Source organism: Anoxybacter fermentans (assembly GCF_003991135.1).
GTDB classification, from domain to species: Bacteria; Bacillota; Halanaerobiia; order DY22613; family DY22613; genus Anoxybacter; species Anoxybacter fermentans.
This window is the reverse complement of the sequence record NZ_CP016379.1, coordinates 2,860,230-2,872,390: the sequence shown is the minus strand read 5'-3', so window position 1 is coordinate 2,872,390 and position 12,161 is coordinate 2,860,230. Positions and strand designations below refer to the sequence as shown.

Sequence of the window (12,161 nt, the reverse complement as noted above, 5' to 3'; positions counted from 1 at the left end):
AAAATTTTCAATGAATTTAAAATGAACAATGAAAAAAGGGGCCATGCCCAAAAGTAATCAATTACTTTTGGGACAGCCCCATGGTTTTTTCTTTCATCTAGGGTAATGTACAATACCATAAGAATTGGTTCTACTAGCCTGTATATTTGAATTATTTTTTATTTTATCTAATAAATTAATGACATCTTCAAAGTTCAATTTATTTCTTACTCTATTGGCCCATCTGGAATTATTGAAGTGTTCTAAACAGTATAAATATACTATATAAGAAATTGTATCTAATATTTGAATAAAACGGGAATTCTTTGAGGCTTTGGGGAGAGAATCTTCTATAAGTAGTTCAATTTCGGATAGAAAAATTATAGAGGGAATATAATTTATGCGTTGAATTTTTCTCATTTTACCTAATCTACCTTCATCATTAATTATTAAGAAATAATCTGAATTATGATTTTTCTTTAGATCGTTTTCAATTCTTTGAATATCATAGGTTAAAGCATTTTCAAGAACATTATAATTGTTTGTGTTTATATGTTTATATTTTTTTATTAATACACACATTAATAACTTTTAAATCTAATGTAGAAATTAAATCAAAAAGTTTATGTAATATTTTTACTTTTTGTTCAGGAGTCCAATTAAAGTTTCTATATGGGTTTTTATCACATAGGAATTGTTTAGTATGAAATTCTAGCTTTACTGGAAAGTTAAATAATCTTTTTAGTTCTCTTCTAAATTCAATTATTTCTTTAAAATTGCTTTTCCAAGAATTTGATTCCATATATATACTAGTTAAAATAAATAATTTAGATGAATAGTTAGGGAAGCCATCATCTTCTGTTTCATCAAAATAAGAAATATACATTATGATCATTCCTTTCCCAAGATAATTATGAATTCTATAGAATTAAGTTTCGATTTTTTTATATATATTTTACCATATTGTATTTTTAACATTAATTCATGTTGTTGTGTAGGAAGTACTAATGAATACACAGTGTAAGTGGAGAGTTATATCCTGTTTGTGGAGATATATAAACGTTAATAATGTTTACAATAAAACACTTAGTTAAGAATGAGCTAAAGGATAATGTTTAAGAAGAAGATTATCATATATGATTGGATAAAGTATTTAAATAAAGATGAGTTAAAAGCTTCTATTTGGTATAAAAAAGGATTTATTTATAAATATGCATGTTACGAGAATACTATATAGCCCCTAATGAATTTGGAGAAACTGTGTTTAAATGATATAATTAATTTAAAGGGGGTTTTAATTATGAAGTGTAAAAAGTATTCTGATGAATTTAAATAACAAATTCTTGAAGAATGTAGATTAGTAGGTAATGTTGTTTTGGTTGTTCGTTGTCATGAAACTTCTAAGAATACAATATATAACTGGATTAAAGCTAATCGTAAAAAAGGTTCCACTAAATCTTTTCCCAGAGATAAAGAAAAACAATATCAAGAAATAATCAAAAGATTAGAAAAAGTAAGTACTGAAAATGATATGTTAAAAAAGCTCCTTGCTGAAAAAGAATTAAAGTTGGCTATTCTTAGAGATCTCAGAGATATGGTAAATCCTCAACTGCTGACAAAGTCGCAATAACTAAAAAATGAATAGAACAGGGATATAAAGCCTGTCTTATTCTCGACTTTGTCGGCTTATCCCCATCAACTTATTATGAAAATATTTCAATAAAACCAAAAAGTAAGCTAATAACTCAAGAACTTCAGTCAAGCCTATACCTGGTTATTCTTTAACAAACAAAGGAGAAAAAGTTCCTGATGAACAGGTTAAAGAGTGGCTGTGTGAACTTATTGCAGGTGGTGGATTCTCTTATAGATACCGTAAATTAACAGTATGTCTTCAGCAGGATTATGACTTTCAAATCAATCACAAGAAAGTTTACAGACTTTGCAAGGAACTAAATATCCTTAAGACCACAGCGTAAAGTTAAAAAGAAACACCCACGAAGATTAGCAAAAAGGGATAAGATAGATTCATCAAATCAACTTTGGGAAATGGATGTAAAATATGGTTACATACATGGTACTGATCAATTTTTCTTTCAGTTATCACTGATAGATGTTTTTGATCGTTCAGTAATCGATTATCATTTAGGATTATCATGTACTGCTAAAGATGCCTGTAGAGTTCTTAAGAACTCGTTGAGAAAGAGACAGTTAGTTAAAAGGATGAAGACGCTAAAAATAAGAACAGATAATGATTCCAGTTTATTTCTAATGAATTTGTAGGCATAGAACATCAAAGAATTCCTGTAAAAACACCCAATATGAAGGGAAAGGAGTACTGTATTTAAAAGTTCAAAAAGAAATGGGTGAGTGGACAATAGAAAGGTTGTTGTTAATCGTAAAAGATAGTAAGGAAAAAATAGAAATTACGGTAAAATAAAATATATTTTCAATTTTAAAGATATGATGATATATTAATCAAACTTAGTCTGATATTTAATAAATACAGTGTTCTGTCTGCATATTAAATAAATGTCAGGAGGTATGATATTTTGAAGACTCACCTTATTGCCCGATATTTTTATTCACCTATATGTCCTGAATCCTTTGTAACTCTCGACCGCCTAAAAGTTTTGTTTAAAAACCACGATGTTTTTTATTTTGAATCCTTTAATACTGTACAGGACAAATTTGAGACTAATTTTCCCTGGTTCCCGGAGGAAAAGAAGGTTATAGACACAGTTGAGGGTAATGGAGAGAAACCGCTTCTTTATGGAAAATTATTTATTGAGGGGAAGGAAATAAAAGGTTTTCCTCCATCACCGAAGAGTTTAGAAAATTTTTTTAAAGAATATGGCTTAAAGTGGGATAGTAAATTATATCCTTTTGAATATAATTTGGTAAAAAAAAGAAGGTGGAAGTGTAATAGAGAAGACTTTTTCTTTCAAAGTTATAGTGACAATTTATCTTTAGATGTTTGCTATATCTGTACGAAATACCATCAGAAGAAGATAAGTACTGCCAAAAGAAATGGAAATATTATGAAAAAAGTAAATATTTATTTTTGCATGATAAATTAAAAGAAGGAAAATTAACTGGAATTGTTGCTTATTATCAAAAGGAGCCCGTTGGTTTTATTGAAGCGTTTTCACTTGATATAGCAAGCAAATTAGGGTTTATTGTTTCAGGGATAAATACCGGAGGGTTAATGATTACCTGTTTATCGGTACGGACTGAGGTATCAGGGTATGGAGTCGGTTCTGAGCTTATTAGAAAACTTGAAAAAGAAGCTCAAAAAAAGAACTTCAAAACATTAGAAATTTTATCCTTTCCGGATAGTCACAACTGGCAACCATTATCCTTGTATAAAAAACAGGGTTTTAAAGAAGTAAAAAATATAGGTGAATTAACTTTACTAAAAAAATCTATTTAGTAATTTTTGCTGATTATAAGGAATATAGATTGATGTTATATGTATGATGTTTAATATATTGCTTTAGAAAGTGTTGTCTTTAGCTTTTAAACACCATATTTTAAACTTTGTTTGAGATATTCTAAAAGATTCTTTTTTTTACGTATCCTTTAGATCCAGACCTTCGATAAGATTTTCTATTAATTTCAACCTTTTTCCGGAGTAGTTCTCAAGACACTGAATTTTTAAAATTTCCATTAAAGTTTGTTTTTTTTAGGAAGGCATGAGTGTACCTTTTGAAGAAGGAAAAACAGCAATGTTGAAACTTCCTTAAAAGCCCTTATGAAGTCTATCGATTGGAGAAAGCCAGGACAAACAAATATGGCAAGTTTAGACTTGAGGGGAGATATACTTACTCTGCTTCACCCGCATTTAGTCAAAGTGAAGTATGGGTAAAAATTACTGCTGATCAGGTAATAGTTTTGGATAAAGATTATAAAGTTATCACCAGCCATGATAGATTGTATGGCAATCAGAAAGAATCAATGAGCTGGCAACCATATCTGTCTTCAATGTCCAGAAGGCCAAATGCTCTAAAATATATAGGTTTATATAAAAAATTACCTGATCCGCTAAAAGAATTTTTTGACCAATGTAAACTGACTGATAAAAGTAAAGCACTAAAGATACTTTTGAAAATTATCAAAGAGGCAGACATGGAGACAGCGATTAAAACCTTTGTCAAGACATTGGAAAATGGCGTGGATGATTTAGATAGTGTATTAACAACTTACTATAGATTAACCAACAAAATTCCTGAATTTGAAGATATAAAATTATCTGATGATATTCCGAAATTAGCATCATACCGCACAGATATATCGGCTTATGACTACCTCCTATGGAAAGGAGGTGTGTAGAATGAAGCAATTAATAGCAGAGTATTGCAAGCAATTGAGACTGGGCAAAAGTTGAAGGCGAATTGAATAAGTTTCTTAAACAAATTCAAAAGACAGAGCTATTAATCTGCGGTGAAATGGGGATATATTCCTTTAGATAGAGAAGGAGCCCAGTTACTCTTTTAAGTTATAGCAGAATACTATGAAAGAAAAAGCCTGATAATTATGATTAATCTGGAATCCAGTAAGTGGATAAATATATTTTACGATGAAAGAATGACAAATGCAATAATTGATAGACTTATATATCATAGCCATATTTTGATGTTTACAGGAGAAAGTTATAGGTTAAAACACTCTACCATAAAGTGTTAATGTTAGAAATGAGGATACTGGAAAAAATATGGCCAAATGCAGGATTTTTATTTTGATAAACACACTAAATGGACATGAGATGATAAAGACAGGGGTTGTGATGAGGGAGATATTATAGTGATAAAGAACTATTATTTTGTGTTAACCTGACATAGTGTAATGAAAAATGTAGAAAAATGTCGATAAAAATTAACATTAATGACATTGACTCTCTTTGATAATTTGTTATATAATAGATATGAACTTATACAAGTTTATAATTATATATTAATTTTGGAGGTATTTGTTAGATTTATTTAAATTAGATGTTAGTGCCAAACACAATCATTTTAAACAAGCAGATTAACATAAAAATACAAATTTGGTAGTATAATATATGTAAATAGTGGTTAATTTTACTTTTAGGGACAAAAAAGGAATGTTATATTTTTTGCGCCGGTATTTTTGGTTACCAAAACTATGAAATTTTTTAAAGCAACACCTTATTTAAATTAGACATAACATTTAGTCTTCTTACCTGGTAAGGTGTTATTAGTCTTCTATAATAATTGTAATCCTGGGAAAATGGCTAACTTAAGTTTCATATAACTTAACAAAACTTTTTATAATGTCAGGAGGTATCTTATGATTATCGAAGGTAAATACACAGGTTTAAGATGATTTAGATTTGTTACATAAGTAGGTCAATGATAAAGATATAAATAAATTTGCTACAATGGCAGTCTTTCCAGCTGCAAGAGATGAAATAAAAAGTTTATGGTTTTCTTCAGATAGACGAATTTTTATGGTCTATGCAAAAAAAGAAAAGGAAAAGATATAGGATTAGCAATTTTAAGAAATCCAAACTTAAAGGATGGCAATGCAGAGGTAGGACTATTATTAGATAAGCGGTATTGGAATAGAGGTTATGGAACAGATATTCTATCCGCTTTTATACCAGCTTAATTATAAACGAATATGTAGATATGTTCTTGAGGAAAATACGCGATCTCAAAGATTATATGAAAAAATAGGATTTAAACGTGAAGGTTCATTAGGATGCTGCTATTTTAAAGATGGAAAGTATCAAAATGCTTATTTGTATTTTATTATTAATGGAATTGAAAAAATAGGGGTAGATAATATGAATAGAACTACGGATCTAAGAATAGAAAATGTGAGTTTTTATTATCCTGATGGTAAATGTGCAAACAAAAATATTAATTTAGAGATTAACCGTGGAGAAATTTTTGGTTTGTTAGGCCCTAATGGAGCGGGTAAAACTACTTTAATGAAGCAAATTATTGGAACATTAATTTCGTCCAAAGGGGAAATTTACGTCAGCGGTTTTAATGTCAGGAAAGAATGGAATAAAATTAAGCCTTTAGTTGGATATCAGTCCCAGTTTTTATATGGTTTAAATGAATTAAAGGTTAAAGAAATATTATATTACACAGGATTATTAAAAGGACTTTCAGCAAAAGAAGCGAAAGCACAAACAAACTACTTGATTGATTTTTTTGGTATGGAATCTTTCAAAGACGAATTAATTTTTAACTTATCGGGTGGGATGAGAAAAATAACAAATTTTTGTTTAAGTATTATAAATAATCCGAGAATATTACTTTTAGATGAACCAACAACTGGTATTGACCCGGACAAGAAACAAAAAATATGGGAGTTTTTACATCAAAAAACAAAAGAAAAAGAAATGACTATATTCATTACTTCACATAATATAAATGAAATGGAAAAGTTTTTAGACCGGGTAGCAATAATTATAAATGGAGAAATTAAATTTGTTGGAACTCCAACAGAACTTAAAAAAAGAGTGAACTTTGAATATATTTTAACTATTAAAGGGAAGATAGAAAATGATATAGTGGAAAGGTATGGATTAATTAGTACAAAAAAAGACTTATATGAAATTAATTTAAAAAATCTAAAGGATGTGCAAAAAATATTAAATATAATTCTGGATACTGAAATTGATAAAATTGAAGATATAAAAATTGAATCGACAACTCTTGAAGACGCTTTTATTCAGTTTAATAATAAATATGGATATGCCTAAAAATAAAAGTACCTGTTTGGGTATATTATGATTGGAAGGTGTTATTGATGAAATTAGTAAAATTTTTAAAAGAAACCTGGTATATAACAAGTATTTTCTTAAGAACTTTACGGTTTTATGGATTATTTACTTATGTATTATCTATTTTTTTTCCTATCGCTATGTTAGGATTTTTAAAATTATTATATGGGCCGTTTTCTGTAAAAAAAGCGTACTTCATTATTGCGGGAAATATTGTTATGTCTATAGTAAGCATTTGTGTAACCACTTTAGGTCAGGTAATTACAAATATGAAAAGAGATAATGCAATTGAATTTTACGCTGCACTACCTATCATAAACTTATCAATTATTATGGGAATATCTCTTGCTTATTTAATTATAAATTTTCCTAGTTTTATTGTAGTTTTATTTGCCGGGATGATCATTTTTCAGGTTAAAATAATTCCTCACATAGGTTTGGTACTGTTTATTATAGCTACAGCCTGGTCTTTAAGTGGAATTGGGGCGATTATAGGTACCTATTCTAAAAATATTCAAGCTGGAACAATCCTTTCGCTTGTTATTGGATTTAGTTTTTATATGTTAGCTCCGGTTTACTTTTCTAGAGAGGCCTTTCCTATTTATATTAGGTGGATAACATGGTTTATTCCTTCAACATATAGTGCAGAGGGGGTCAGAGCTACTCTTTTTGGATATTTTACAATGAGAGAATTTTTTAATTTATTGGTGTTGATTTTGTTTGGAGTAGTACTAAATATTTTAGTATTACGAAAATTTCAATTTAGAAAAAAGGGTTATTTGAAAAGGTAGGTTTTTGCTGTTCACACTGAAAATTTTCATAAATTTGGTACCCAAAATACCGGTGTAAATTTGTTATGTCCGGTGATGAAGTTGAATGCTAAAAGCGGAAGAGTAGGGGACTTTTGAACAAGCTGAAGAATCTTAATTTTGACAGGCTATTAAATGGAGATGTTATTTGTATGTTTGGCTGGATTCCCGATTATATAATACTTTAATCTGATATGAATAATTTGTTATATTAAAAGAATAATAACTTAATTTACTAATGAAGATAAATACAAGAAAGGAGCGATTAAATTAAGTGGTAAAAAAAGAGATCAAAATTTTTGCTGGCAGCAGTGGTAAGAAGTTTGCAAAAAGAATGTGTGACTATCTTGGAATAGACCTGGGGCGTTCTGAAGTAATTACATTCTCTGATGGAAACATATTTGTCCGTATTCTTGAAACAGTACGCGGCAAAAATATATATTTGGTTCAACCCATTGCTTTAAGACCTAATGAGGAGTTTGTAGAAATATTGTTCTGGATAGATGCTTTCAAAAGGGCGAGTGCCAGGGATGTGACAGTAATAATCCCCTATTTTGGGTATGCGAAGGGAGATAAAAAGGATGAGCCGCGGGTTTCGATTCGCGCGAGAGTTTGTGCAGATGCAATTGAGATGGTAGGGGCTGACAGGACTATTACTATGGACTTACATAGCCCTCAGGTGCAGGGTTTTTTTAGAAAGCCGATAGATCACCTCTATGCTCTTCCGAGTTTGTGTGCATATATTAAGCAAATTGGTCTGGTAGATGAAGATTTAGTAGTTGTTTCTCCTGATGCAGGATTTGCTAAAGTGGCGCGTGAATATGGGTTGAAATTAGATGTTCCAGTTGCAATTGGTGATAAAATCAGGAGAAGACATGATGAAAATGCCGAAATACTTGATATTATTGGTGATGTTAACGGTAAAAATGCTTTAATTGTAGATGATTTTTCAATTTCTGGAGGAACTCTTGTAAATCTGGCTAATGGTCTTGTTAAAAGGGGAGCAAAACGGATTATAGCTTGTTTATCCCATATACTGTTAAATGACGCTGGAGTCAAAAAGATTGAAGATAGTCCTATTGAGCTGGTCGTTTCTACAGATTCTGTGGAAAATCCTTATATCTCTAATTCAAAAAAAATTAAAATTATATCGGTGGCACCATTATTTGCAGAGGTTGTTAAAAGAATTGAAAGTGAAGAGTCTGTTAGTATTTTGTTTGAGGACCTACCAGCAAATTTGGTAAAGGAAGTAAGTACAATTTAGCCTCTTGTAAATTTGATAGCTAGAAGACATGAAATAGCACCAACAACAATTCAATATAATATGTATTATAGGCAATCCAGGTAGGTTTTATTTTGAGGTCTGATATGATTACATACAGCAATTCTATATTATACGGACTAATTGTAACTTATACGGACTATTTATGTAAGAAAGGAGTAATTTTTATAAACTTGAGATACTGAATTTTAGTTGGTATGAAAGTTGTTTTATTGAAAAAGAATGTATCAAAACTTGCATTTATGCTCCAATTTGTTATAGAGGATGTAGTTGGATGTCAGGAGGAATTAGAGAGAGTAACTGTCATAAAAAAGCTTTTGATGTTACTATCAAAGATGAATTGGTTGCATATGCAATATCCAACTATCCTGAAGAGTTTAAGTAAAAAGTATGAGCCTTCTCGTTGAGAAGGTGTTTTTATAACAGGGAAGGTTAGCATAAAAGAGATTTTAAGGCGGGGGGTAAATAATTCATGGAAAATTTATTAATAGTAAAAGATATTTCCAAAAAATATTTTTCAAAAAATAAATTGATTTTGCCCCATTGGAGTTAGGCATTTTGATAGTTGTTAGTATTTTTTATTTATTCGCAGGCTATTGGATATATAGGAGATGCGAATCTTTAGCAATGAAAAGAGGAATGTTGGGACATTATTAAATTTATATAAATAAAGGTTACTTACTTAAAGTATAAAGGAGATTGATTATATGGATAATTACATTTTATTTAAAAATAAAAATTTTCGAAGATTATATTATTCTAAATTAATAAGTATTTTTGGAAATTTGATGTTTAAAATGATAATATTATATCATGTATATGAAAAAACAAATTCTATAAAGAGTGTAGGAATGACATTTATTTTAATTGGGTTGCCGAATTTGCTTTTTGGCCCAATTGCTGGATATTTGCTCGATAAATATGATAAAAAAGTATTTCTTTTTTTATCTGAGTTTATTAATGGATTGTTAATTTTCTTTCTAATATTTATAACAGACAAAGTTCTTTTTTTTACAATAATTTTCCTCAATTCGGTCGCCAGTATTTTTTATGGCCCAGGTATTAATTCTTATCTTTTACATATTGTAGATAAAGATAAATTAGCTGAAGCTAATGCAATTACTTCATTAACTACTAGAATTAGTTCGGTTTTGGCTCCAACCATTACTGCAATTTTAGTTATATTATTTAATATCAACATAATATTTATTTTAAATAGTATTTCTTATTTTATTTCAGCAGCGATTATCCTTACACTACCTGGTGCTAAACATTCCGATAACTTTGATTTGTCTTTATGGACTGGTTTAAAGGAAGGATTTTTATATATACGGTCAAGTGTGCTTCATAAATATATAATCCTTACAGGATTTTTTGTTAGTGCAGTGATAGCAACAAATAATACTTTAATTGTCATGTATAGTAAAAAGGTTTATATGAATGGGATTAGAGCATATGGAATTTTAACAACGTGTTTGTCTGTTGGTATGTTGATGGGTAGCATTCTTTTTACAATGAAATTAAAAAATAGAAGTGACAAATTTAGATTGTTTGTTATAACGTTAATTATTATAGCTATATTAATGATGATATTTCCGTTTATTACTAATTTAATGATAGCGTGTATAGTGAGAATTGTTATCGGAATTAATTTGTATATCTATTTTATTCTAGTAGTGATTATAATACAATCAATTACTAAAATAAAATATATTGGTAGAGTCAACTCTTTAAATCAAGTTGTTAATAATACTTCTGTTATATGTTTTGTTCCAATAGTTATATTGATTACTGATTTTTTTGGTTATAAATTACCATTTGTGGTTTTTGGAAGTTTGCTTTTATTGGTGGCTGTTTTCTTGCTCTTTTTTAATAAGCTAAATACTAATGCGGAGTTTCAAAATGTATCATGAATAAAATATAGGAAAGGAGGTGACATGTTGAGGAGTAGTGCTGTTAAAACATTTTAAAAATGAATTAAAGGAAAAGCTATAGTAGGGTTTTCTGTTGTGGAGCATGCAATTGAATCAGTAGAGAATATTATGAGAGGGGTGAGAGGACTTAATTTTACTGGACATATTACAATGGTGGGATATTTTTTTCTTTATCTTCTAAAGAATTATTTAGAGAAAGTTTCAAAAATTGATTTAGTAGAATGGAATCTCATCAAACTGCTAAGGTATATCATATTAATAAGCATATCTGGAAAGAATAGATAGAACCATTTAAACAACATAAGGTTTTGCTTTATGAGATTATATAGAAATAGTCGAAAGATTATCGCTATATGAGGTTAAAGATTATATTAATGGGGTATTAACAGAAATTCAGAATGTATTAACAAGAATAAGGGAGTGAAAATTGTGTATTCACAAAATGAAAAGATTTTAAAGTTTAATGCCGAGCAATTGGAAATATCGAGAAAAAAACTTTGGGATAAGTATTTGGTAGATCAGTTTTTTGATTTTATTAATGTGAAAAAAGGTCAGAAAATTTTGGATGTGGGTTGTGGAACCGGGTGGATGATTAGAATGATCGCCAGTCATATTGGGGAAGGGGATTTTTACGGTATTGACATAGATAGAAATTTGTTGAATGTAGCCGGGGAGATATCAAAAGAAAATAACCTTAAGATAACATATGATGTTCAAGATGCTTATAATCTGGAGTTTTCTGATGATCAATTTGATTTGACGGTTTGTCAGTTTGTTTTGGGCAACACCACAAATCCCCAAAAAGTATTGCGGGAAATGATTAGAGTAACAAAACCTGGAGGTTTAGTTGTATGTATTGATGCAGGGCTAAAGGAAAGACAATATAATTGGCCTAATGTTCCTAAAGAGGTTTATGATATTGAAATAAAAACACTTAAAGCAATTAATCAAGCTGCTGAAGAAAAAGGGTACAATAAACAGCTGGGGATGAAATTACCTGAGCTTTTTATCAAGGAAGGTTTAAAGAATGTAGACGTTTTTGGTAAAACCAACATTCATTTAGATTGTGCAGTTAATAAAGATGAGATAGAGAAAACTATTGAAAGCCGTGAAATTATGATGGAAAGAAATAAAAGACGTTTCCAGGGGCTTAAGGAAAGAGGAGTATTAACCGATGAAGAGTACAATTTGTATTTTGATTATTGGGAAAAAACTCTAGAGAGTTTTAAGAAAAATCCCGGGTTACTATTAAAGAGTCCTAATATGACTCTTTCTGTTATGGTTATTGCGAGAGGTCAAAAATAATTATTTCTTTAATTATTACATAAGGGGCCAGGTTTTACAGGTAAATAAAAAAGGACAAATATTACTCTTCAACTGGCAAAAATAAGGTGATAGGT

The 12,161-nt window shown here is 29.6% G+C and carries 10 protein-coding genes and 3 pseudogenes; 11 read left to right on the top strand and 2 right to left on the bottom strand.

The features are described from left to right. Nucleotides 1-93: 93 nt before the first annotated feature. Both BBF96_RS17650 and BBF96_RS13035 read right to left on the bottom strand, forming a co-directional pair. Nucleotides 94-561, bottom strand: a complete 468-nt coding sequence (locus BBF96_RS17650; protein ID WP_164731066.1) for a DUF3800 domain-containing protein — start codon at nt 559-561, stop codon at nt 94-96. After that, nucleotides 536-865 carry a DUF3800 domain-containing protein gene (locus BBF96_RS13035; RefSeq protein WP_164731065.1) on the bottom strand — a complete coding sequence of 110 codons (330 nt, stop codon included), beginning with the start codon at nt 863-865 and terminating at the stop codon, nt 536-538. The genes BBF96_RS17650 and BBF96_RS13035 overlap by 26 nt, the downstream gene beginning before the upstream one ends. A gap of 453 nt (nt 866-1,318) precedes the next feature. Between BBF96_RS13035 and BBF96_RS16965 the strand changes: the two are divergent. The 11 genes and pseudogenes from BBF96_RS16965 to BBF96_RS12970 form a co-directional block, all read left to right on the top strand. After that, nucleotides 1,319-2,300 (top strand): annotated as a pseudogene (locus tag BBF96_RS16965) (DDE-type integrase/transposase/recombinase); the annotation flags it as partial. A 228-nt stretch (nt 2,301-2,528) separates the two neighbouring features. Then, nucleotides 2,529-3,056, top strand: coding sequence for a hypothetical protein (locus tag BBF96_RS13015; protein ID WP_127017568.1), 528 nt, complete (start codon nt 2,529-2,531; stop codon nt 3,054-3,056). Then, nucleotides 3,041-3,409, top strand: a complete 369-nt coding sequence (locus tag BBF96_RS13010) for a GNAT family N-acetyltransferase (protein ID WP_164731064.1) — start codon at nt 3,041-3,043, stop codon at nt 3,407-3,409. Before BBF96_RS13015 ends, BBF96_RS13010 begins: the two co-directional genes overlap by 16 nt. Before the next feature lie 326 nt (nt 3,410-3,735). Next, a pseudogene (locus BBF96_RS13005) lies at nt 3,736-4,308 on the top strand (Mu transposase domain-containing protein); the annotation flags it as partial. 44 nt (nt 4,309-4,352) lie between these two features. Beyond that, nucleotides 4,353-4,662: pseudogene (locus BBF96_RS17520) on the top strand (ATP-binding protein); the annotation flags it as partial. An 816-nt stretch (nt 4,663-5,478) separates the two neighbouring features. Continuing rightward, entirely contained in the window at nt 5,479-5,607 is a 129-nt protein-coding gene (locus BBF96_RS17515) for a GNAT family N-acetyltransferase (RefSeq protein ID WP_127018266.1), read from the top strand. Next, nucleotides 5,570-6,715 (top strand): ATP-binding cassette domain-containing protein, encoded by a 1,146-nt coding sequence (locus tag BBF96_RS12990; protein WP_127017565.1) that lies wholly within the window; start codon nt 5,570-5,572, stop codon nt 6,713-6,715. The genes BBF96_RS17515 and BBF96_RS12990 overlap by 38 nt, the downstream gene beginning before the upstream one ends. A gap of 47 nt (nt 6,716-6,762) precedes the next feature. Next, nucleotides 6,763-7,527: an ABC transporter permease gene (locus BBF96_RS12985; RefSeq protein WP_127017564.1), complete on the top strand. Its 765-nt coding sequence runs from the start codon at nt 6,763-6,765 to the stop codon at nt 7,525-7,527. Between the two features lie 292 nt (nt 7,528-7,819). Further along, a complete protein-coding gene (locus BBF96_RS12980) occupies nt 7,820-8,809 on the top strand; it encodes a ribose-phosphate diphosphokinase (protein WP_127017563.1) in 990 nt (329 codons plus the stop codon). Nucleotides 8,810-9,534: 725 nt separating this feature from the next. Continuing rightward, complete coding sequence (locus tag BBF96_RS12975; protein ID WP_127017562.1) at nt 9,535-10,740, top strand: MFS transporter; 1,206 nt, start codon at nt 9,535-9,537, stop codon at nt 10,738-10,740. Between the two features lie 450 nt (nt 10,741-11,190). Then, nucleotides 11,191-12,066, top strand: a complete 876-nt coding sequence (locus BBF96_RS12970; RefSeq protein WP_164731063.1) for a class I SAM-dependent methyltransferase — start codon at nt 11,191-11,193, stop codon at nt 12,064-12,066. Nucleotides 12,067-12,161 lie beyond the last annotated feature (95 nt).

What these genes read in the sequence shown, in the direction of transcription:
- BBF96_RS17650 (WP_164731066.1), bottom strand. Translation starts at nt 561, where the DNA reads ATGTGTGTATTAATAAAAAAATATAAACATATAAACACAAACAATTAT.
- BBF96_RS13035 (WP_164731065.1), bottom strand. Translation starts at nt 865, where the DNA reads ATGTATATTTCTTATTTTGATGAAACAGAAGATGATGGCTTCCCTAAC.
- BBF96_RS12985 (WP_127017564.1), top strand. Translation starts at nt 6,763, where the DNA reads ATGAAATTAGTAAAATTTTTAAAAGAAACCTGGTATATAACAAGTATT.
- BBF96_RS12975 (WP_127017562.1), top strand. Translation starts at nt 9,535, where the DNA reads ATGGATAATTACATTTTATTTAAAAATAAAAATTTTCGAAGATTATAT.
- BBF96_RS12990 (WP_127017565.1), top strand. Translation starts at nt 5,570, where the DNA reads ATGGAACAGATATTCTATCCGCTTTTATACCAGCTTAATTATAAACGA.